Source organism: [Clostridium] hylemonae DSM 15053, from assembly GCF_008281175.1.
GTDB lineage: Bacteria > Bacillota > Clostridia > Lachnospirales > Lachnospiraceae > Extibacter > Extibacter hylemonae.
Genome location: NZ_CP036524.1, coordinates 1974812 through 1998496 on the forward strand (window position 1 = coordinate 1974812; position 23685 = coordinate 1998496).

The 23685-nt window shown below is 48.0% G+C and carries 20 protein-coding genes; 3 read left to right on the plus strand and 17 right to left on the minus strand.

Translation table 11 applies throughout. The features are described 5' to 3' along the window. Positions 1-210: 210 nt before the first annotated feature. The 16 genes from LAJLEIBI_RS09090 to LAJLEIBI_RS09165 form a co-directional block, all read right to left on the minus strand. Entirely contained in the window at positions 211-2199 is a 1989-nt protein-coding gene (locus LAJLEIBI_RS09090) for a 2-isopropylmalate synthase (RefSeq protein WP_006441513.1), read from the minus strand. Positions 2200-2412: 213 nt separating this feature from the next. Continuing rightward, entirely contained in the window at positions 2413-3942 is a 1530-nt protein-coding gene (locus LAJLEIBI_RS09095) for a sodium:solute symporter family transporter (protein WP_040434597.1), read from the minus strand. A 223-nt stretch (positions 3943-4165) separates the two neighbouring features. After that, positions 4166-4642, minus strand: coding sequence for a methylglyoxal synthase (locus LAJLEIBI_RS09100; protein WP_006441516.1), 477 nt, complete (start codon positions 4640-4642; stop codon positions 4166-4168). A gap of 25 nt (positions 4643-4667) precedes the next feature. Continuing rightward, positions 4668-6236, minus strand: coding sequence for a putative ABC exporter domain-containing protein (locus LAJLEIBI_RS09105; protein ID WP_006441517.1), 1569 nt, complete (start codon positions 6234-6236; stop codon positions 4668-4670). After that, positions 6236-6931: an ABC transporter ATP-binding protein gene (locus LAJLEIBI_RS09110; protein ID WP_006441518.1), complete on the minus strand. Its 696-nt coding sequence runs from the start codon at positions 6929-6931 to the stop codon at positions 6236-6238. The genes LAJLEIBI_RS09105 and LAJLEIBI_RS09110 overlap by 1 nt, the downstream gene beginning before the upstream one ends. Before the next feature lie 128 nt (positions 6932-7059). Beyond that, positions 7060-7860: an MBL fold metallo-hydrolase gene (locus LAJLEIBI_RS09115; RefSeq protein ID WP_006441519.1), complete on the minus strand. Its 801-nt coding sequence runs from the start codon at positions 7858-7860 to the stop codon at positions 7060-7062. After that, positions 7861-8739, minus strand: coding sequence for an NAD(P)-dependent oxidoreductase (locus LAJLEIBI_RS09120; RefSeq protein ID WP_040435280.1), 879 nt, complete (start codon positions 8737-8739; stop codon positions 7861-7863). It abuts the gene before it with no gap. A 53-nt stretch (positions 8740-8792) separates the two neighbouring features. Next, a complete protein-coding gene (locus LAJLEIBI_RS09125) occupies positions 8793-9464 on the minus strand; it encodes an acyltransferase (RefSeq protein WP_006441521.1) in 672 nt (223 codons plus the stop codon). Positions 9465-9513: 49 nt separating this feature from the next. Continuing rightward, positions 9514-11544 carry a DNA topoisomerase gene (locus tag LAJLEIBI_RS09130; protein WP_006441522.1) on the minus strand — a complete coding sequence of 677 codons (2031 nt, stop codon included), beginning with the start codon at positions 11542-11544 and terminating at the stop codon, positions 9514-9516. A 27-nt stretch (positions 11545-11571) separates the two neighbouring features. Then, on the minus strand, positions 11572-13677 hold the full coding sequence (gene ppk1 / locus LAJLEIBI_RS09135; RefSeq protein ID WP_006441523.1) for a polyphosphate kinase 1: 2106 nt from the start codon (positions 13675-13677) through the stop codon (positions 11572-11574). 240 nt (positions 13678-13917) lie between these two features. Continuing rightward, positions 13918-15003 carry an aspartate-semialdehyde dehydrogenase gene (gene asd / locus LAJLEIBI_RS09140; RefSeq protein ID WP_006441524.1) on the minus strand — a complete coding sequence of 362 codons (1086 nt, stop codon included), beginning with the start codon at positions 15001-15003 and terminating at the stop codon, positions 13918-13920. Positions 15004-15053: 50 nt separating this feature from the next. Further along, positions 15054-16436: an argininosuccinate lyase gene (argH, locus tag LAJLEIBI_RS09145; RefSeq protein WP_006441525.1), complete on the minus strand. Its 1383-nt coding sequence runs from the start codon at positions 16434-16436 to the stop codon at positions 15054-15056. 76 nt (positions 16437-16512) lie between these two features. Next, positions 16513-17121: an epoxyqueuosine reductase QueH gene (locus LAJLEIBI_RS09150; protein ID WP_006441526.1), complete on the minus strand. Its 609-nt coding sequence runs from the start codon at positions 17119-17121 to the stop codon at positions 16513-16515. Between the two features lie 60 nt (positions 17122-17181). Beyond that, complete coding sequence (locus LAJLEIBI_RS09155) at positions 17182-18306, minus strand: sensor histidine kinase (RefSeq protein WP_006441527.1); 1125 nt, start codon at positions 18304-18306, stop codon at positions 17182-17184. A gap of 2 nt (positions 18307-18308) precedes the next feature. Further along, positions 18309-18956: a response regulator transcription factor gene (locus LAJLEIBI_RS09160; protein WP_006441528.1), complete on the minus strand. Its 648-nt coding sequence runs from the start codon at positions 18954-18956 to the stop codon at positions 18309-18311. Between the two features lie 22 nt (positions 18957-18978). Continuing rightward, positions 18979-19590, minus strand: coding sequence for an uS13 family ribosomal protein (locus LAJLEIBI_RS09165; protein ID WP_006441529.1), 612 nt, complete (start codon positions 19588-19590; stop codon positions 18979-18981). 149 nt (positions 19591-19739) lie between these two features. Here LAJLEIBI_RS09165 and LAJLEIBI_RS09170 point away from each other — a divergent pair, with 149 nt between their 5' ends. The 3 genes from LAJLEIBI_RS09170 to LAJLEIBI_RS09180 all read left to right on the plus strand — a co-directional run bounded on the left by LAJLEIBI_RS09170 (position 19740) and on the right by LAJLEIBI_RS09180 (position 21878). After that, positions 19740-20507, plus strand: a complete 768-nt coding sequence (locus LAJLEIBI_RS09170; protein WP_006441530.1) for an ABC transporter ATP-binding protein — start codon at positions 19740-19742, stop codon at positions 20505-20507. Beyond that, the gene (locus tag LAJLEIBI_RS09175) at positions 20500-21297 is read left to right on the plus strand and encodes an ABC transporter permease (protein WP_006441531.1); all 798 of its coding nucleotides are present in this window, start codon (positions 20500-20502) and stop codon (positions 21295-21297) included. The genes LAJLEIBI_RS09170 and LAJLEIBI_RS09175 overlap by 8 nt, the downstream gene beginning before the upstream one ends. A 209-nt stretch (positions 21298-21506) precedes the next feature. Further along, complete coding sequence (locus LAJLEIBI_RS09180) at positions 21507-21878, plus strand: metal-dependent transcriptional regulator (RefSeq protein WP_006441532.1); 372 nt, start codon at positions 21507-21509, stop codon at positions 21876-21878. On the opposite strand, the gene LAJLEIBI_RS09185 is transcribed toward LAJLEIBI_RS09180, so the two are convergent. Continuing rightward, positions 21875-23671: a glycerophosphodiester phosphodiesterase family protein gene (locus LAJLEIBI_RS09185; protein ID WP_040434598.1), complete on the minus strand. Its 1797-nt coding sequence runs from the start codon at positions 23669-23671 to the stop codon at positions 21875-21877. The genes LAJLEIBI_RS09180 and LAJLEIBI_RS09185 overlap by 4 nt on opposite strands. Positions 23672-23685: the final 14 nt, after the last annotated feature.

Sequence of the window (23685 nt, forward strand, 5' to 3'; positions counted from 1 at the left end):
ACGGGAATGTTATCACAAATAACATTCCCGAGAGCCTCTGAGGGAGGAAATCCTTTCAGGATTTCATTCCGAATAGGCTCGGTTGTCTGCTTCCGGCTCGTTTTACAGTTACGGCTTCCCGGCTGCCGGAGCGCTCTTTCACAGTCCTGCGCCCCCGTCCCCTCTGCCGTCCACCGCCAATCTTCCTAAACATTCCCAACAAACTCCCAATCACTTCTGGTTTCGGAATTGTATTGGTGTTATATTGTATGCCTTTTTAAAAAGCCGGTTGAAATGTTCTACATTCTGGTATCCTACGGACAGGGCTATGTTTTCTACTGTCATATTGCTGCTCTTCAGCAGTGCTCTCGCCTTTTTCATGCGGATCTTCTTTACGAGATCCCCGAACGTCATTCCGGATTTTTCCTTAATGTATTTGGAGAGGTACGGCTTTGACAGGAAGAACTTTTCAGACAGATCATCCAGTGTTATATCTATATAGTTTGCCTGAATATAGTTCAAGATCTCGATCATCCTCGCATCTTTACACGTATCTGAGCTTCCGATCGCCTCTATCTTATTGACTGCCACAGTGAGCGCCTCTATGGAAGCACTGATGATATCCGCGTCAATGCCTACGCCCCAGAGTGCTTTTCCGTTGCAGATAATGCCTACATATGCCACCGCCTTGGAGGAGGAGCCTTTTGTGAGAGAATGCTCTTCGTAGAATGTAAGCTCATAACTGATGTTGAAATACTGCTTGATCGCATTGCTCACTGCATCGAGACGTCCATTTCCCATGGCTGTGATCACACGGCTCTCGCCGTTGTGATTGATAGTTGTCTCTGCGGTGATCCCGTCTACCTGTTTAAAATGACACTCATCAATATGAAACACTGGTTTTGTATTTACATAGTTGTCTGAGAATATCTGGTATACCCAGTCCGGCGTCAGCTCTTTATGTGCCTTGTCGGAAACATCCTTCACAAGATATCCGACTTCTTCTCTCATCTTTTCCGGAAGGTTGATGCCATAACTCTGCTTCAGAATGTAATTTACGCCGCCTTTTCCGGACTGGCTGTTGATCCTGATGACATCCGAATCGTATCTTCTCCCGACATCCTGCGGGTCGATCGGGAGGTACGGAACAGTCCATTTTCCGCTCTTTCCGTCATCTTTCCAGGCCATTCCCTTGGCGATCGCATCCTGATGAGAACCGGAAAACGCGGTGAAGACAAGATCGCCGGCATAAGGCTGACGCTCATAAACGCGCATTCTCGTAAGCTGCTCATATTTCTCACGTATTTCCCCCATATTGGAAAAGTCAAGGCCAGGGTCCACACCGTGGGAGTACATGTTCATAGCCAGAGTGATGATATCTACATTTCCGGTGCGCTCGCCGTTGCCAAACAGTGTTCCCTCTATTCTGTCTGCTCCGGCCAGCATTCCCATTTCCGCGGTCGCGACACCGCTTCCACGGTCGTTGTGCGGGTGGAGGCAGAGAATCACATTATCGCGGTAATTCAGATGCTTGTGTACGTATTCCAGCTGGCAGGCAAACACATGCGGCATCGCGTTCTCCACTGTAGTCGGTATGTTGATGATAGCCTTGTTGTCCGCAGTCGGCTTCCACACATCCAGCACAGCATTACACACATCTACCGCATAATCCACTTCTGTCCCCGGGAAACTCTCGGGACTGTACTGGAATGTAAAGTTTCCTTCCGTTTCGTCGGCCAGTTCTTTCAGCAGTTTTGCGCCGTCCACGGCAATCTTCTTTATCTGCTCTCTGCTTTTCTTAAAGACCTGTTCCCTCTGAGCCACTGATGTTGAATTGTACAGGTGGATCACCGCATGGGGCGCTCCCTTTACCGCTTCAAATGTTTTCTTTATGATATGCTCTCTTGCCTGGGTGAGCACCTGCACCGTCACATCGTCCGGTATCATGTCTTTCTCGATCAACGTCCTCATAAACTGGTATTCCGTCTCTGAGGCAGCCGGAAATCCGACTTCTATCTCTTTAAAACCTATGTCCACGAGCATCTGGAAAAACTCCAGTTTTTCCTCAAGGCTCATCGGCTCGATAAGAGCCTGGTTCCCATCTCTTAAATCAACGCTGCACCAGATGGGCGGACGGTCCACGTATTCCTTTTTCACCCAGTCGTATGTAACTTCCGGCGGCATAAAATACTGTCTTTCATACTTTTCAAAATTTTTCATCACATGCTCTCCTTTTACCTGTTCTATACATTGATAATTATCTGAATTTTCTTTCAATACACTCTTCTTTTCAGATAAACATTAATCAACTTTATTGTCTTTTTTTATACTTCTATATCCTAACATATGCATTCAAAAAAGGAAAGTGACAATTTTAATCACTTTCCTTGATGTTTATTATTATATAAAACTGTACAATTATAGAATTTATATTTAATTTGCTTCCAATGACCGTTTCTTTGTAATTGTAACTTTTTCCTCATAACACGTAAATATTTCATCGACATGTTCTTTCCCAAGTTTTGGTGTTACTATGCTCACAACCGGCACTATTACAAGTCCAGCGATCATAGCTGCCGCCCCGGCATTGATCGGCGATGCTATATAGTGCAGGAACATATTGGATACCGTGATACCTACGCCCGCCGCAAAACTGGCCCATACAGCCGCTTTCGTGACGCCTCTCCAGTACAGTCCGTACAGGAAAGGGGCGAGAAATGCCCCGGCGAGCGCACCCCAGGAAATTCCCATAAGCTGGGCGATAAAGGTCGGCGGATCCAGTGCGATCACTACAGAAACCGCGATGAAGAAGACAATGAGCAGCTGCATTGTTCTGACCTGTTTCTTCTCACTCATATTTTTCATCACATTATCCTTCAGAAAATCCAGCGTCAGCGTAGAACTTGATGTAAGCACAAGAGATGCCAGCGTTGACATGGATGCGGAGAGCACGAGGACGACGACGACCCCTATGAGCACATCCGGCAGTGTGGATAACATATGCGGTACAATACTGTCAAAAACTACATTTCCGGTCTTGTCATAGATAGCGCTTCCGTCAAACAGCCGTCCAAATCCTCCGAGGAAATAACTTCCGCCGGCCACAACACAAGCAAATAAGGTAGATATTACCGTTCCGGTATTGATCGCTTTCTCGTCTTTGATAGCGTAAAATTTTCCGATCATCTGAGGGAGTCCCCACGTTCCGAGTGATGTCAGAATAACGACTCCAAGCAGATTTATAGGGTCCGGACCAAAGAACGACGTGAATGCCCCCGGCTGTCCCATCGTTACCGGCACGTCACTTGGAATTTCTGCCATCTTGCGGACAGCCTCAATAAATCCGCCCTGTCCGCTCAGGACTGCCGCAATGACCGCAGCAATGCCGATCAGCATGATGATCCCCTGGATGAAATCGTTGATGGCTGTTGCCATATAACCGCCTAGTATAACATAGATTCCGGTAAATACAGCCATGACCACGACACAGTATGTATATGGAATGTTAAACGCCATCTCAAACAATCTGGACAGACCGTTGTATATCGAAGCCGTATAAGGAACGAGAAAGATAAATACAATGGCGGACGCTGCTATCTTTAGCGCTTTACTGCTGTACCTTTCCCCGAAAAAATCAGGCATTGTCTTAGATTTCAGATGCTGGCTCATAACTTTCGTACGCCGGCCGAGCACGACCCATGCGAGAAGACTGCCGATCAGTGCATTGCCGATCCCTATCCAGGTGGAGGACAGGCCATATTTCCAGCCGAACTGCCCCGCATAACCTACGAACACAACCGCAGAAAAATAAGAAGTACCATAAGCAAACGCTGTGAGCCACGGCCCGACAGAACGCCCTCCCAACACAAATCCGTCTACACTCGTCGCATGCTTTCTCGAATAAAGCCCTACAACTACCATAACTGCAAAGAATACAATAAGCAGCGTCAACTTGATACCCATAATGTTCTCCTCTTCTCTCATTTTGTCGATTATTTCGCTTTAAACCGTTACGCTTTAAAGTATTAAAGTTTTTAAGTCTAAAGTAGAATATCATATACGAAAGCCTTTGTCAATAGGGGACAGGTTAAAATGAATTGGGGACGGGGTTTTTCTAGAAAAACCCCGTCCCCAATTCATTTTAACCTGTCCCCTATTGATATCTTCAAAAAAAGATGAAGCATTTCTACTTCATCTTTTCTACTCTGTCCTGTATCGTCTTATTGAAATTCTCAACCTTGCGGCTGTACACTTCTGTCATATATTTTGAGTTCAGCATGAAATCTGCTGTCGCCAGGTTGTTTGCTATCGGGATATCGTACACTACAGCGATACGAAGCAGCGCCTTTACATCCGGGTCATGAGGCTGGGCCTCGAGCGGATCCCACAGGAATATCATAAAGTCGATCTGGCCTTCCACTATCTTGGCGCCTATCTGCTGGTCGCCCCCCAGCGGTCCGCTGTTGTATCCTTTTACCGGCAGTCCTGTACGCTCCGCGATAAGTCTCGCTGTCGTGCCTGTACCGCATAAAAAATGGTTCTTAAGTACGTCTTTATTCTTATCGCACCAGTCCACCAGCTCTTTCTTCTTGCCGTCATGAGCCACCAATGCTATATGCTTTGCTTTTCCGATCTCAAATGTTACGTAATTTTCTTCTAACATATATTCTCCTTCCTGTCTGTTCTGACTAGTCCCACTGTTCCATCGTTTCAAATCTTCCCACTGTCAGTAATGCGATCAGGACTGTAATCATCATACTATAAATCAGCATAATAGGAAAGACAAAATTGTAATTTATGAGAAATCCCATCAGCGCGGCCAGACCGATGCCTGCTCCTAATATACCGCCCTGCACGGCCATTGCAAAAAGATTTTTTCCTGTGCTTCCAAGTGTACTGCCCAGAATGCTCTCCCCGAGTATCTTTATATAGAGGCGGTTTGCCTGCAGCACACAGTAGATAAGGATACACATTATGATCTGATATACCGGAATATGCCATGCGATCCCTACAGGAACAGCCAGTACAATGCCGTCCGCAAGCGACTTCACATGTTCCATCGCTGTCGCATACCAGAGCTTCTTCATCGGTTTGTCCGGTATAAGGTAAATATATGGGTTGGCGAGCTCTTTGTTCCATTTCCCGAGATATCCCGTGGTAAGAAATATCAAATAAGCCATTACGCCGAGCAGCGACAGTCCCGGCGGTATTTTCTCCGGCTTGTCTATCACAAAGACGCAGATGGCGGCGCCTATTATGCTGTACAGCGTCATTGCACCGAATATAAAGAACTTTTCTTTTTTATATTCCAGCAGCTGCCTGTAAAAAATCGCCTTCGCTCCTGAACCTTGGTAATGCATTCCCGCCTTTTTGAATTTTTTCTTCCTGCCGACCGAGAGAACGACCTCCCCCTTTTTGCTGCGGCTTTTCATCTCTGCATAATCGTCCGCAAACTTGGCCGCGTCCTCGTAATAGGCGCCGCTGCATTTCATGCGGAACGCGGCAAAAAACATGCCTGCGCAGCTTAAAAAGAACAGAACACTGCCAATGACATTTACAGTTTCAGGACCGAGTATCACAAGCCTCACGGACGCCACACACCATCCTGCCACAGGAACGAGCTGCAGCGCGGGAAGATTAAAGATGCCCTCCGCCGCCGCAGCGGAAAACCCGTTCTTTTTTATGAAGAGCAGAACGATGGCCGCGATGACTCCTATGAGCACATATATACTCTTGCAAATGATCTTTACAAGCGGTTCAAACCGCTTTTCTTTTGCATACAGAAATATGATGAGACTTGCCTCAAACACTGTCTCACATACAAACATCACAAAATAAAGCAGAAAAGCTCTCCAGACGGACAGATGAAATATTGTGACACCTGCAAGCGCTATCGCCACATCGATCACCAGATTAATAATAAAGTTCTTAGCGGCGCCGTACAAAAGAATTTTCTTCGGGCTGACAGGAGCCGGAAAGATATAATGAGAATGACTCGGCTTAAAAATCACCCCTTTAAGCTTTGCATACGATATAAAATTGGAACACACAGCAATATACAGCCACACCGTAAGGATGTAAACCAGACTGTTTACAGAATCAACTCCGCCGCTCCTTGCAAGGATCCCCCAGCCGACCAGGATCATTACGATATAAGCGCCGATCAGTACAATGTAAATATAGGTGAGCGGCTTCTTCATCGCTTTCCTGAGACGATTGGAAAATGTGCGTTTTGTCAGGTACATTAAAGCATCCATCACCGCTTCCCTCCTGTCAATTCAAAGAACAGGTCATCCAGGTCTTTTCCGCCCACTTCTTCCTTTGTGTAAGAACCGATGATATGGCTTTTCTCCATCACGAACATAACATCCCACAAATCTTCCACCATCTCAAGCATATGCGTGCTGATCAGCACGGTCACTCCCTGTTCCCGCAGTTCGAGCACAGTCTCTTTCAGTTCCTTGATGGCCTTCGGGTCCAGACCCACCATAGGTTCATCCAGCAGTATGACCTTCGGTTTGATCGCCAGCGCACAGCAGATGCTCACTTTCTGCATCATACCCTTTGACAGTTCGTTTCCAAGCTTATCCTGCTTATCCTCCATCTCATAACGCCGGAGCATTTCCTCGATCTCCCCGTCCGTTATCCCGCTGTTGTAAGCATGCCGGATATATTCGATATGCTCCCGGACCGTAAGCGCCTCAAACATGTTCGGTATCTCAGGCACATAGGCAAAACATCTCTTGGCATCGAGCGTTTTAGCGGGAATCCCCTGAATCTGTATCTCTCCATTGTAGCGCAGAAGTCCCGCTATGCTTTTGATTATCGTAGATTTTCCGGCGCCGTTTGGCCCCAGAAGAATACCTACCCGGCCGTCCGGCACGAAAAAACTTACCTGGTCCACCGCCAGGACTTTTCCATAAGATTTGCTGAGATTCTGTATTGCCAACATAACTTTTTCCTCCTGCTGAGCTTGAATGTCGTTATTTTTGTACTATTCATTTAATACAATGATACATTAACCGACACGTCATGTCAAGAGAAACTGCGGCAATAAGCGGCAGCATAAAGCAGAACAGCCTAAATTTCAAACACTTCTTTGTCGTCAGGGACGAAAAGATTTCCATGGTAATACTGCTTTCCTTCCTCCGTATATAACTTCTTCCGCACCGGCAGATGTGTCTCTTCTGTGTGATATAATATGAGATTCATAACGCCCAGCTTCTCAGCCAGTTCACACGCCTCTTTCACTGTACTGTGGTGCTTCTCATAAGGACGGAACTTGTCGGCCTCGCTGTAGAGACAGAAGGCTTCATGCATCAGCCAGTCACTCTGTCTGACATAGCGCTCCTGGCACTCATTGAACGGCTCGTCTCCGCAGCAGGTTATCCTGCGTCCCTCTGCCGTCACCATGGAAAAGCCGAACTGCTTCGCTTTCGTGGAGCCTATGTCAAAAAAAGTGACCTTTTGTCCGATGACCTCCCTGCTGTCGCCATCTTCCACTTCTATAAAACGGATACGCCCGCCTATATGTTTTGTCACCTTCTTCTGTATCGTAAGGCCTGCGATCGTCGTGATCTTCCCGGCAAGATCGCTGTGACAGTATATACGCAGTTCTCCTTCATAAGCCCCCTGGTTCATCTTCTGCCCTGTCATCCGTATGATCCAGATAAGGCCGAGAAGATGGTCTATATGCTCATGCGTCAGGAAAATATCGTGAATATCCTCCAGCCTTATATTCACATCCTTCAATATCTTCAGTATCTGGTTGCCCCCTCCTGCGTCTACAAGAAAGTGGCGGTCCCCTTCAGACAGAACAAAGCACGTATTGTAACACTCCGTCACCGCCGCATTGCCTGTTCCAAGTATCGTCAGTTTCATTTATCTCTCCCCGCTGTTTTCCTCATAGTGCTTTATCAGTGTCTGTGTCCCGAGACTGCCGTACCCCTCGGCCTCCAGCTCCTCATAATTTGCCAGCGCCTGACTGAGCACTTCCAGACTGAGGCCGCTCATATTTGCTTCTGTCAGCGCGATCTTCATGTCTTTAATAAAATGCTTCAGGAAAAATCCGGGCGCAAAGTCGCCTTCCAGGATCTTCGGTCCAAACAGGTCAAGCTGCCGGCTTCCCGCGGCTCCGGTTGAGACAGATTTTAAAACCGTAGGCAGATCGAGCCCCTTCGCCTTTGCGTAAGTCAGCGCCTCGCATACACCGGACAGCGTTCCCGCTATCATGATCTGATTGGCCATCTTGCAGTGCTGACCGCTTCCCGGCCCGCCCTGGAAATTGATATTCGTTCCCATCGCTTCAAACAGCGGCATACACGCTTCATGATCTTCCCGCCTGCCGCCCACGAGAATGGACAGTGTCCCTTCTCTCGCGCCGGTATCTCCGCCGGTCACCGGCGCATCCAGCACGTGGAAGCCTTTTTCGGTCCCCTGTTCATATATCTTTTCTGCAAGCATAGGGCTCGTTGTCGTCATATCGATGAGATACGCCCCTTTTTCTGCACTGTCCAGTATATTACCAGCGTCGAAATAGACTTCTTCCACATCTTCAGGATAGCCGACGATCGTGATGACTGCGTCACAGCCCTTTACGCAGTCTCCGATCGTTTCATAAAAGAGGGCCCCCTCCTGGATAACGTCCTCCACCTTTTCCTTCTTCCGCGCATAGATGTGCAGTTCAAATCCTGCCTTCATCAGATTGCGCACCATGGATCTTCCCATGATCCCAACGCCGATAAATCCTATCTTCCTAATCATTTTCCAGTCTCCTTTCTCTGCTCTTTAAGCGGGCATTATGCGCACCGCCTTTAATCTTCCACTTTTTCCACCACTTCACCCCGGCACTTATAGATGCTTCCGCCCGGCACATATCCCCTTACAGAAGACAGCGGATATATATTAGTATGGCTTCCCACCACACTTCCCGGATTTAGGACTGTACCACAGCCGACCTCGACTTCGTCGCCGAGCATGGCCCCGAATTTCTTAAGTCCGGTCTCAATATTTTCTTCCGGCGTCTTGATGACTACAAGTTTCTTATCAGACTTTACATTGGATGTGATGGAGCCGGCTCCCATATGGGACTTATAGCCGAGAACAGAGTCGCCTACATAATTATAATGAGGCACCTGCACCTTATTAAACAATATGACATTCTTAAGCTCTGTGGAATTGCCTACGACCGCGCCTTCCCCGACAATGGCATTGCCCCGGATAAACGCGCAGTGTCTCACTTCCGCGTTCTTCCCGATAATGGCAGGCCCGTTGATATAGGCGGACTCGAATACTTTCGCAGACTTTGCGATCCATACGTTGTCTCCGACTTTGTCGTACTCCTCTGACGAAAGTGATTCTCCAAGCTTCTGTATAAATCCTCCTATTTTCGGAAGAACTTCCCACGGATAAGTTACTCCGTCAAATATATCTTTCGCTATCGTTTCCTCGAGCGTGTACATTTCCTTTACAGTTAATTCCTTCATAGCATTCTCCTTTTCCGCCGGACCTCTGCCGGCTTACATGACTCATTATTTATTTTGTCTTATCTTTTTCCTTTTTATAAAAACGGGCCGCCCTGTCATAAAAGGACCGGAGCTGGTACTGATTGTTCAGGCCTTTGACTCCGTTCGTACGGCTTACGATGAAATGGTCCAGCTTTGTCATATACTCATCCGGCGTGATCTCTCCGTCCGCCACATACGTAAGCCCTTTTTCCCAGCTGGCGGTAAGCTCGGGATTCAAAAGTGACTTAATGGACTGATCCACAACATCGTAGATCATCTCCCCCTGCAGAGTCGGCGTCACGATCTGGGTTTTTTTATTCAGAGCCAGATATTTGTTGTTGAAGAGCTTCTTTAATATCTCTCCCCTTGTGGCGCTTGTTCCGATACCGCTTCCCTTTATCTGGGCCCGGAGTTCTTCATCCTCTATGAGCTGTCCCGCGTTTTCCATCGCCAGAATGAGAGATCCTGAATTGTAGCGTTTCGGAGGAGATGTCTTTCCTTCCTTGATGTCCAGCGACTGTACCGGAAGGACCATACCTTTCTTAAGACCCTGTATTTTTTCAAAAAACCGGTTGTCCGTATTCTGTCCGCTGTCCCCGCCGTCGCTCTCCTCTGCCTCATTTCCGCTGCTTTTCTTCTGTCCGGGAATTCCTGCCACTTTCAGATATCCCTCCTCCGCCAGCACCTTAAAGCTGGAAAAGAAGCTTTCTTCCTTTATCTTCGTGACTATTGTGACCTTCTGATAGACCGCGGGGGGATAAAAGATACTTAAGAATCTCCTGACGATCACATCATACACTTTCACCGACACTGCGCTCAGGCTCTTGAGAGCACCCAGTCCCTGCCCGGTCGGAATGATGGCATAGTGATCCGTGATCTGCTTGTCATTGACATATCTCGTACGCGCGATCTCTTTATGGCTCCCGTATGAGACGATCTCGCCGAGAAAGGGAACCGCCGGTTCATATTTCATCAGCCCGTTCAGATTCTTATGTATTTCCTTTGCCACAGCAGTGGACAGCACACGGGCATCTGTACGGGGGTAGGTGACCAGTTTTTTCTCGTACATCTCCTGTACAAGCCGGAGCGTCTCATCCGGGCTGATCTTAAACCTCTTTGAGCATTCATTCTGAAGCTCCGCCAGGTTAAACAGAAGAGGCGGGTTCTTTTTCTCCTTTTTCCTCTCTATGGAAATAATGGTGCACTGCACTGGGAGCGGATCACTTAGCTCCCTGATGAGCCCGGCCGCGTCTTCCTCATGGAGGAATCCATTTTCTTTATAGAGCTTCGGGGACTCAAACCATGCAGATCCTTTCACGGCGCGCCATTCTCCCTCAAAGGTCTCTCCCGGCTCCCCTGCCGCACTGATGACCCGGTAAAACGGCGTCTCTGTAAATTCCCGTATTTCCCGTTCCCTTCGCACTACCATGCCGAGCACGCATGTCATGACACGCCCTACGGAGATGACCGAATACTTTGTGTGCAGGTAGTTGGAAATGCTGTTTCCGTACTTTAACGTCAGCAGCCTGGAGAAATTGATCCCCATCAGATAGTCTTCTTTTGCCCTAAGATAGGCGGAGGCAGAAAGGTTGTCGTACTCCTTTAAGTCTTTTGCCTCCCGGATCCCGCGCAGGATCTCCTCCTCGGTCTGTGAATCTATCCACACTCTGCGCCGTTTTTTTCCGTGTACGTCTGCCTTCTGTTCCACAAGACGGTATATATATTCTCCTTCCCGCCCCGAGTCAGTACATACATAGATCGTATCCACGTCTTCCCGGTTCAGAAGCCCCGCCACGATCCTGTACTGCTTCTCCACCGAAGGTATGACCTCGTACTTGAATTCTTCCGGTATAAAAGGCAGAGTCTGAAGGCTCCACCTCTTATACTTCTCATCATAGCTTTCCGGATAACTCATAGTCACCAGGTGTCCGACGCACCATGTCACTATGGAGTCATCCGACTCCAGATAGCCGTCTCTTCGTTTTGTTGTAAGCTTCAGTGCTTTGGCAAATTCCTGCGCCACACTTGGTTTCTCAGCAATATAAAGTGATTTCCCCATATGAAATATCTGTACTCCTTTAGTTGTCTACTTTCCAAACAGATGTCTGATCCTCTCCAGAAAGGTCTGCCGCCTCTCCGGCGCCTTTCGCTTTACATTCAGCGCTTCCTGCATGAACACGACCTGAGAATCTATGAGCGGCTCTGTCGGCTCTTTTTTTTCATAGTCTCCGTCCGAGTTCAGCACTCTTGCTTTTACGTTGTCTGTCAGCATGATCTTCAGATAATGGTTTATCTGCCGCCTGACATCCTCATCCAGCACCGGACAGGCCACCTCCACCCGCTTCTCTGTATTCCGCGTCATCATATCCGCGGACCCGATATATATTTTCTGCTCCGCGCCTGTTCCGAAGCTGAAGATGCGCGGATGCTCCAGATAGCGTCCTACAATGCTTGTGACCGTGACATTTTCCGTATGATCTTTGACTCCTGGTAATATACAACATATTCCCCGGACAATCAAGTCTGTTTTCACACCGGCCCTCGACGCCTCCGCTACTTTCTCTATAAAATCGACGTCCGTCAGCGAGTTCATTTTCATGACGATGCGGCCGCCGCTGCCCTTTCTGATCTCCTCATCCATCAGATAGAGCACCCTCTGCTTCAGGCTCGTCGGCGCCACTATAAGCCTGTTGTACAGGCCGTCCAGATTACTGATAGACAAATTTTTGAAAAACTCGGAAGCGTCCTTTCCGATCTCGGGATCTGCCGTCATAAGTGAAAGATCTGTATACATGGCCGCTGTCTTCTCGTTATAGTTTCCGGTCCCGATCTGCGTAATATACTGGATCTCATTCCGGTTCCGGTATGTGATAAGACACACTTTAGAATGGACCTTATATCCGTCAAACCCGTATATGACCCGGCACCCGGCCTCTTCCAGCCGCTCCGACCAGTCTATGTTATTCTGTTCGTCAAATCTGGCTCTCAGCTCAATGAGCACAGTCACCTCTTTGCCGTTTTCCGCCGCCGCGCATAAATATTCCACAAGACGCGCCTTTTTGGCGAGCCGGTAGATCGTTATCTTTATCGTCAGTACGTTCGGATCCGTCGAAGCCTCTTTGATCAGCCTCAGAAACGGGTTCATGCTCTCATACGGATAATACAGCAGGATATCCTTTTTCTTTATCTGCTGCTTCATCGTGCTTCCTTCCTGTACCCGGGGCGAATTCTGCGGCGTAAACGGAGGATATACGAGGGAACGCTTCATCGCCTCCGGCAGATTTCCGCTGATGGCAAACATATAGGCCAGTTTTACCGGCATTTTGGTGCGGAAGATCTGATTTGGCTCAATGGCAAACTTTCCGCAGAAATACTGTTCCATCTCCTCGCTGAGCTTTTCAGCCACCTCAAGTCTCACAACAGCCATCCTGCGGCGTTTGTGAAGCGTCTCCTTCATCAGGTAGCGGAAGTCATCGTTCACCTCCAGCGCCTCATCGTCCGGCGCTATGTCGGCATTCCTCGTGACACAGATATAATTCTTATCCGTCACTTCATACTGTTCAAACACGAGGTTCAGATATTCCATGATCACCTTCTCCATACGGATATAACGGATATCATGTCCCGGCAGATACAAGATATCTGACACAAACTGAGGCACGGGCACAATGCCCTGCATCGACTTATCCTTATATTTCAGATTGGCCGTCACATAGATCTCTTTGTTCAGAAGGTGCGGGAACGGGTGGTTTGCATCCACGATCTGAGGTGAGAGAATGGGAAGTATCTGTTCCTTAAAATACTTTTTTACGTATTTCTTTTCTGACTGCTCCAGTTCCTTGAAATCAAGACCGCAGACGCCATACGGACTGAGCTGCTTCTTTATCTCAGCGTACGTCTTATCCCTTTCCTTGTAAAGCGGCGCCACAGCGTCAAATATCATCTCCAGCTGTTCTCCGGGCGTCAGGCCCGAACGGCTGTCGATCGTGTTGGGATCTGTCTGGATCATATCAAACAGGCTGCCCACCCTTATCATAAAGAACTCATCCAGATTACTCGTAAAGATAGCCACAAACTTCATCCGTTCCAGGAGAGGCACCGTCGGATCCTGTGCCTCCTCCAGCACTCTTTTGTTGAACTTAAGCCATGACAGTTCTCTGTTCTGTGTGTAGTTAAGAATATCATTTTCCATACTTATAACCTCATCCTTCTTTCGTATTTCTGAAACGTAATCAGTATATGCACCCGGGCATTATTTTCAGAATACCAGATCAGAGCTTCCGCCTCTACCACGCGCATGTTAAATCCGCGTAAAATCTCTTTACATTTTATCACTTATCCGTTGTAAAATAAAGGCTCACTTTTGCCGCGCAGACTCTTATGTATATAAAAAAGAAGATGTCCCGGAAGATCATTCCTCCGGAACATCCTTTTATTTGTTCTCGATAAATCCTTTGGCCACCAGTGTCTCTGCGCAGAGGACCGCTCCCCCTGCAGCGCCCCGCACCGTATTGTGGGAAAGACCGATAAACTTAAAGTCATAGATCGTATCTTCTCTCAGCCGGCCGACAGACACACCCATTCCTTTTTCATAGTCTACATCCATTGCAACCTGCGGACGGTCGTCTTCTGAAAGATACTGTACAAACTGCCCGGGCGCGCTCGGAAGGCCCGCCTCCTGCGGAAATCCTTTGAAATTCACCAGTTTTTCAACGAGCTGCTCTCTGGTCGGTTTCTTCTCAAAATTGATAAACACAGCTGCCGTATGTCCGTTCAGAACAGGTACTCTCACACACTGGCAGGAAATCTTCGGAAGATTGGCCTTTACAATTTCTCCGTTTTCCACTGTGCCGAGTACGCGAAGAGGCTCCTGCTCGCTCTTTTCTTCCTCGCCTCCGATGTAAGGAATAATATTTTCCGTCATCTCAGGCCAGTCCTTGAATGTCTTTCCTGCGCCTGATATGGCCTGGTATGTCGTCACAACTACTTCTTTCGGTCCGAACTCTCTCCACGCCGCAAGGCAGGGAGCATAGCTTTGTATGGAACAGTTTGGCTTTACCGCGATGAACCCACGGGAAGTGCCAAGCCGCTTCTTCTGTGATTCGATGACGTCAAAATGTTCCGGATTGATCTCCGGCACTACCATCGGTACATCCGGCGTCCAGCGGTGCGCGCTGTTGTTTGACACAACAGGCGTCTCTGTCTTTGCGTATGCTTCCTCTATCGCTTTGATCTCATCCTTTGTCATGTCAACTGCGCTGAACACGAAATCGACAGATTCCGCTACTTTTTCCACTTCATTCACATTTGCCACGACAAGGCTTTTGACCGCTTCCGGCATCGGCGTTGTCATCTTCCAGCGGCCTCCGACGGCCTCCTCGTATGTCTTTCCCGCTGACCTCGGGCTTGCGGCCACCGTCACCACTTCAAACCACGGATGGTTCTCAAGCAGAGAGATAAAACGCTGGCCGACCATACCCGTCGCCCCTAAAATACCAACTCTCAATTTCTTTTCCATAACTGTCTTCTCCTTCCGTTAAACGGCCCGGGACATCCCGGTACCGGCCTTTAATATTCTTCCATATATTTTCTGTAAAGAGCGATCGTCTCTTCCATGGCATGCCGTCCCGGCGCGCCGGTCGTGATTCTCTTGTTCACGCATGTCTCCAGACTGATCGCCTCATAGATGTCTTCCTCAAACACGTCTGATATTTCCCTGTAATCCTTTAACGGAAGCTCATCGAGCGCGATCCCCTTTTCAATACAGGTCAGTACGAGCTGGCCTACGATCCCGTGCGCATCCCTGAACGCAACCCCATGGTTTACGAGATAGTCGGCCGCGTCAGTCGCATTTGTAAAGCCGTTCCTGGCGCTCCTTTCCATGCGGTCTTTCCTGAATTCCATTGTCCTTATCATCCCGGTAAACAGCGCAAGACATCCTTTTGTCGTATCGATGGCGTCAAATACCCACTCTTTATCTTCCTGCATGTCTTTATTGTAGGCGAGCGGGATCCCTTTCATCGTGGCAAGCATGGCATTCAAGGCTCCGTACACCCGTCCGGTCTTGCCTCTTACAAGCTCTGCTATATCCGGGTTCTTTTTCTGCGGCATAATGCTGCTTCCGGTACTGTATGCGTCGTCGATCTCCACAAACTGGTATTCATTGGAATTCCATATGATCACTTCTTCTGAAAAGCGGCTCAGATGCATCATGATCGTAGAAAGCGCCGAGAGCAGTTCGATCAGGTAGTCCCGGTCGGACACTCCGTCCATACTGTTCAGTGTCGGGCCGCCGTCAAACCCGAGCATTCTCGCCGTATATTCCCGGTCCAGCGGGTAAGTCGTACCTGCCAGCGCTCCGGAGCCAAGAGGGCATGTATTCATCCGCCTGTAAATATCCTGCAGCCTTTCATGGTCTCTTCTGAACATTTCAAAATAGGCGCCCATATGATGGGCCAGCGTGATCGGCTGTGCCTTCTGAAGATGCGTAAACCCGGGCATGTATGTATCAATGTTGTCTTCCATAATGGCCAGTATGGCGTGGAGCAGTCCCTCAACCTGATTATCCAGCAGATGTACCTCGTCTCTCGTGTAAAGCTTCATATCCAGCGCAACCTGGTCATTCCTGCTCCGGCCCGTGTGAAGCTTCTTTCCCGGTTCTCCTATACGCTCTATCAGCGTCGCCTCCACAAAACTGTGGATATCTTCGTATTTATCGGAAATCTCGAGCCGTCCGCTCTCCACGTCGTCAAGAATGCCCTCCAGTCCCTGTACGATCTGGTCCTTTTCGTAATCTGTGAGAATTCCCTGCCTCGCGAGCATCATCACATGCGCGATGCTTCCTTTAATATCCTGTGCATAGAATCTTTTATCAAATGAAATTGATGCGTTGAAACTGTATACAAGCCGGTCCGTCTCCTTTGTGAAACGACCTCCCCACAACTGTGCCATATGGTTTTCTTCCTTTCATGTAGAATCATTGTAAAAGATTTTATCATATTTCTGCATAAAATCAAACGAAAATGTATTATTTTACATTTTTTAATGAAAATTCACAACCGCAGTAATCCTGTCTGTAAAGTCCAAACTCTTTTGAAAGCTCTATGGAACGCTTGTATCCGTTCTTTTTCTTAAAATCTGACTGCAGATACGTAACGCCGTATTCCTTCTCAAGTCTTATCCCGATCTCATTCAGTCTGTCCGCGTTCTTCATCGGACTTATACTGAGCGTTGTGGTAAAATAATCAAAACCGCCTTTTTGGGCCAGTTCTGCCGCTTCCCTCAGCCTCAGCTCATAACACTTAAGACACCGTTCCCCGCCCTCTTTCAGATGCTCCATGCCGGCCGCCATCTCATAAAACCTCTCTCTGTCGTAATGGCCGGCAATGAACGAAACCGGATACCTTGTTTTCATCTCCCCGATAAGCGTCTGCTGTTCCAATATACGTTTCGTATATTCACTTTCCGGATAAATATTTGGATTATAATAAAATACGGTTATGTCAAAACAGTCGCTTAAATATTCCAGCACATAACTGCTGCACGGTGCGCAGCAGCTGTGCAGTAAAAGCCGCGGCACCTTCTTCTCGCCCTTCAGCCTCTCAATCAGTTTGTCGAGTTCTTTCTGGTAATTCATCAATCTGTTTCCCCTTGCACGATTCTCCTAGTCCCATGATACACTTCGGACTTACTGTATTTATTCAGTATATGGCATTTCTCTGGAAGGTGCAAGTGTCCTTTTCTCCCGGCCCCAGATAAGCACCGCCGCTGTGCCGTCTTTCTCTGATGTGCTGTATCTGAGTTTCCACCTGTGGATCCCCGCAATATCCCGGCAGATCGCAAGACCGTAACCGTGAGGTTTCAGCTCGTTTTCCGCTCTCACACGGAACATCCCTTCATTCCAGACACAGAGCTTTTCCGCACCGGCCGTGACTTTCACACGTCCGCCTGCATTGACGGCATTGGAGATCATGTTCTCCAGCAGACAGCGGACAAGTGTCGGCTCACCGTTTATACTTTGTATGCTTACTTCCAATTCAATCCCGGGATATATGTGCTTCAGTTCTTCCAGCATAACTTCTATGTCGATCGCAACAAAGGTGAGCGTTCCTTCCCTGACATTGCCCATAATGAGCAGTTTGTCCACCACATCTTTCATCGTCCCCGCACTGTCCACGATCTGCTGCGCGGCAAAGAAACGGTCCTCCTCTGTGATATTCCCCATCATGATATACTGTGCATATCCCCGGATGCCCGTAAGCGGCGTCCGAAGCTCATGAGCGATCTGATTCACCGGCCGGTAGATTCGCTTCATCGCCGCATAGAGCATGATACCGACGACAGCGGACACAAATATGCCGGATGCAGCCGCTGCAATAAATTTCCTGTTCTGCAGATCATAAAAAGACTGTATATTCTCCATATAGGTCAATTCCATCCCCCCGGCTCCGTCCGTAACCTCATCTTTTATATAGATATATTTTCCGCCATCATGTGTCAGAATACAATACTTCTCTTTCGGCACATCCTGCAGAGGGATCTTGTCCGCAAACACAGCGTCACCGGAACGCACTTTGAGCAGGATCCCTGCCTCTTCATACCTCTGCGCCATATATCCGGCGTCCGTGGCGATATGCCCTCCGCTCAGCTTCTGTATTGACTGCAGTACATAAGTGATCTCCCGCTCACTGTCCGACGCACGTCTCATCAGATAGCCTAAATCTGTTCTGAATGATACTGTGACCATCACAAAGAGACAAATATATACTACGAGAACAAAGAGTACAAATGTGACAAGGAAATTTTTCTTCCAAAGCTGCATTTTTACATCTCCAATCTGTACCCATACTTAAATATGGTCTTTATCTGTTTCTCCAGTCCGAGCTTCTGGCGGAGACGGCGTATGTGCACATCCACCGTGCGGTCATCCCCGTAATAGTCCATGCCCCAGGCCAGATCCAATATCTGGTTTCTGGAAAGAGCGATATTGCGGTTTTCAAGCAGCACTTTCAGCAGCGTGTATTCTCTGTGCGTCAGTTCCACCGGTTTACCGCGCCTCCTGACAACCGCCTGCCGGATGTCGATCTGTGTATCTCCCAGCTTATACACCGTCTGCTCCCTGCCCTCTCTGCGGAGTACGACCTGTATACGCGCAGACAGTTCCTCCAGGGCAAATGGTTTCACGATATAATCTTCCGCTCCTGCCATCAGCCCTTTTACCCTGTCCGGTATCTCGTCCCGCGCCGTGACGCAGATGACAGGAACATCTCTTATCCTTTTCATGACCTCGAATCCATCCATATCCGGAAGGCTGATATCGAGCAGTATGAGCGCCGGACATTTCTCCTCCACGGCCTTTAGGGCCTCTCGGCCAGTATATGCCGGAAGCCCTCTGTGTCCCATTATTTTCAATGTTCTCTGTATGAGTTCATTGATACTTTTATCGTCCTCTACGATCAGAATATCTGCCATCGTTCTGCTGTCCTTTTATTCCTCAGTCTTTCGGATGGTCGGATGCGTCATAGGCAGACGCTCCTATTTCTTCCAGCTGTTCTGCCGTCAGAGCAGATATGACCGCTGTATCAGGGTCAATGCCGTATTTGCCGCATATTTCTTTAATTACGGTCCTGCCCCCGCCGAAAGCGTATACATCATTCATATATGTTTCCAGTGACATTGTCGCGCTCGAATATCCATTGTCTTTTTCTATGGCATTTTTATCCTCATTCTTTTCCAACAGAGGATTCGCTCCCATATCTTTTCGCAGTATGAGCGCCTCTTCAAAACTGCGCATTTCCGCCGTCACCTCGTTCATGGTGACTGTTTCATAGTCTGCGCCGAATTTCCGGCACACTTCACTCCCTATGTCCCTATAGCTGTCACTTAATATATCTTTGTATAGTGTGTCGTCCTCCCACGGAACATTTGTCCTGGGGAGCTCATCCTCCCCGGCATCCTTTTGTACCTCTTTTTCTGCCGCTTTTACTACATCTTTCTCCGCCTGGCTTCTGGAATATACGATTCCTGCCCCGAAGGCTGCTGTCAGACAGACGACCAGGCCGGCCGCTGTCAAACTGACTCTGTGCTTTTTCCAAATCTGTTTCATATACTCTGCCCCTTTCTTCTATCCATGATGACTTGTCCCTTATCTACGATCTCATCATAAAGGAGAATTGTTTCAGACTTATTACGCAGGCACCCTTTTCACATTTCCACATAAACTAACTATATATCATCCAGGCTTAGGAGGTTTCCATGGACCAAATATTAGAGCTTCGGCATATCCACTACGCCTATCATAACATGGAAGGTGAAACCCCTGCCCTTATCGACATTTCATTTTCCATGAATAAGGGAGAGTTTGTGGCAATTGTCGGACCATCCGGCTGCGGCAAATCTACCCTGTTGTCCATTATATCAGGACTGATAGAGCCGGAAAAGGGGCTGATTAAAATCAATGGTAAATACTTAAGAGAAAGTACGACCAATATCGGTTACATGCTCCAGCATGACCAGCTCTTTGAATGGCGGACGATCTACAACAATGTGATCCTCGGACTGGAAGTCCAGCATATGCTGTCGGCCAGGAGCAAAGAAAAAGCCCATGAACTGCTGGACACTTACGGATTAAAACAATTTGAAAATGCCAAACCGTCAGAGCTGTCCGGCGGTATGCGCCAGAGAGCCGCCCTTGTGCGGACACTCATACTGGAACCCGATATTCTGCTTCTGGATGAACCATTTTCAGCTCTTGACTACCAGACACGTTTAAATGTCGGTGATGACATCGGACAGATCATACGGAAAGAAAAAAAGACTGCAATATTAGTAACTCACGACCTTTCAGAGGCCATCTCGCTGGCCGATCGGGTGATCATCCTGACCAGCCGCCCTGCAACGATCCTGCAGACGCTGCCTCTGAAATTTGATCTGGAACAGGACACTCCGCTGAACCGGAGAGATGCCCCTGAATTCAAGACATATTTTAATTTAATATGGAAGGAGTTGAACACGAATGAGTGAATTGTCCACCGGTCAGCGGCACTTCCTTTCCCAGCAGAAGCGGCATAAACGAATCGTCAGCGTATCCCGTGTCCTCATACTACTTAGTTTCCTGTTTATTTGGGAATTTACAGCAAATGTAGGCATAATAGATTCTTTTATCTTCAGCAGCCCTTCCAAGATAGCACTCTGCTTCTGGGGAATGCTCATGGATAAAAGTATCTTTCTTCACATAGGAGTCACCCTGTATGAAACGATCCTGAGTTTCGTCCTCGTAATTGCCATCAGTATCCTGATGGCAGTTGCACTTTGGTTCAGCCCGAAGCTGTCAGAAATACTGGACCCTTACCTGGTCGTCCTGAACAGCCTGCCGAAATCGGCGCTGGCCCCACTTTTGATCGTGTGGCTGGGCGCCAACACAACAACGATAATCGTCGCCGGAATGTCGGTCGCGATCTTTGGCAGCATACTGAACCTGTATACGAGTTTCACAACGGTAGACCCTGAGAAAATAAAGCTCATCTACACACTGCACGGCTCCAAGTTTCATGCGCTTACCAAGGTTGTCGTGCCAAGCTCGATACCGGCCATTATCAGTACGATGAAAGTAAATATAGGCCTTTGCCTCGTAGGGGTGATCATCGGTGAATTCCTTGCCGCGAGAGACGGTCTTGGATATCTGATCATATACGCAAGCCAGACATTTAAACTCGACTGGCTCCTGATGTCTATCGTACTGCTCTGTATCATGGCAATGGGGTTGTACTCGCTCATAAACCTTATCGAAAGGATTTATCTAAAACGGGTATGACTTTGTTGAATAAACGGCACCTGAAGTCAGTCATAAAAAGCAGCCGCGTATCTTACGCAGCTGCCTACATATTCCAATCTGTTTTTATATCTTTTATGATCTTTTTAAATCAACCTCACTTCATTCGCAATACCAGTATCTCATGTCCTTGCAATCCATTTTCACTGTTGCTATAATCAAAATATAATAGATAGAAAGCAGGTGTCATTATGAAAATACACGAATCTGCAGAAAATTACCTTGAGACAATCTTCATGCTGCAGAACAGAAAACCTTCCGTGCGTTCCATAGATATCGTCAATGAACTCGGTTTTTCCAAGCCGAGCGTAAGTGTCGCCATGAAAAATCTGCGCAACAACGGTTACATAACGATGGATCCTGACGGGTACATCACGCTCACTCCTTCCGGCAGAGAAATTGCCGAAAAGATGTACGAGCGTCATACTTTTTTGTCGACATGGCTTACGGATCTCGGTGTCGCACCCGACGTAGCAGCAAAAGACGCATGCCGGATCGAGCATGTGATCAGCGCCGAGAGCTTCTCTGCGATCAAGAGGTTTGCAAGCAGGATATCGTCCTAGAAGAAAATGCGTTCCGCTGTTTCTTTTATCGAATTTTCATCCTTTGAATACAAATGAAACTGCACGAGCAGGGGATTGTCGGTGACGATCCCGTCCGCTTCACATCCGAGGACTTTCTTAATACTTTTGTCACTGCTCGCCGTCCAGCCATACACTTTTTTCCCCTGGACATGCGCCTCACTGACAAGCTGCCTAGACAGAAACGTAGTCTCCACACTGTATGCGTCTACCTGCTTCAGGTCATATTGATCCGATACGAGTAAAACAGATATATACGTTGTTTTGATCCGGGAGTTTAAAGACTTTACTTTTTCCAACAGGCTGAAATCCATCGAAGCGATATTGCACTCTGCTTCCATATTATATTTTTCGATAAGCGAAAGGGTCTCTTCAACGAGTCGATTTTCATTTCCTGTGACTTTCAGCTCAATCATAAGCTGGATTTTCCCTTTGGCCGCTTTCAGCATGTCCTCAAGTGTCGGAACCGGCTCACCGGCATATTTCTGGGAGAAGACGCTCCCTGCATCCAGTTCTTTCACCTGCCCGTAAACGGCATCCCTGACATCCAGATCTACCCCTGTAGTCCTCTTAAAATTTGTATCATGCAGGATCACAAGCGTCCCGTCTTTTAATTGCTGGACATCGATCTCAGCCATATCTGCCCCGTCCCTGACTGCCTGTTCAAGCGCCGCCACCGTATTTTCCGGACCAAAAACAACGCCGGCCCGGTGGGCTACTACTGAGATATGAGAATCATTTCTAAAGAACAGCTGCCTGCCCAATTCAGTATCTGCCATAAAGATGAGGAATCCTGACAAAACAAGCACCACTGCCGTCCGTATGGCCGCGCCCTTTACCGTCCGCGTCCTTTTTACCGCATCCGGACGCCTATCTCCCCTGAAACGGTGATACAATGTAATTGACACCGCACAGAAGAACACAGAAATAAAAGCGCCTCCCGCAAGATTCCAAATGCCCGAATAAGTATCATAATAGCGGCCAAAAAGCATTTTCCCGTCCGCCGCTCCTTCAATACGCCTCACCAGCAAGGCCATAATACTCAGTCCTGCCGCCCAGACGATACAAAGCACAGACGCAAAAATAAGTGTGTACGATAAAACCCTTCCGGCTGTAAGTAATACTTTTCCCTTCAGCAGACTTCTGCTTTTCTTCCACGAGTCATAAAAGGATGCTTTTTCAATAAGGAGTACAGGAAACCCAAATATATAAAGGAAAAACAAGCAGTTTACGAACACAGCCGCCATGAGCAAAAGACTTACATATAATATATTATCAGTGATCGCAGTCATGATAAACTCTGGTATGCGCAGCGCTCTGAAAAACACACTTGTCACACCGAAAAACGAAAAGGGCATAAAAAGCAGCAGAGAAAGGGACGCCGCGCGCCTGGGCCTGAACATGCCCGGTACTTCTCTGACCGCCGTTCTGATAAGCCCCCATAACGTTAACTCTTCTCTGTTCCACCCCTTCTCGCTGTATAGGATCAGCGCGATAACCTCAAAATATAAATATCCTCCCAACAGCAAAACAACACCTGACAGAAGCAAGATCGCCGCAGGACTCTGAAAAATCTTCACCATATTTCCCTGGCTCAGGTACGCTTCGCCGATCAGATCCGGCAGACGGCCTGTCAGATTTCCCAGAAACGGGAAGAAAAAGCTGATTCCGATCGCTTTGTAAATGAGTTCAAAACATATGAGCACGCTCGCTCTGCTTATCATAACTGAAATAATTGTCCTTACGTTCCCACATTCATTGCTGCCTTTTTTCACCTGCACTCCTCCGG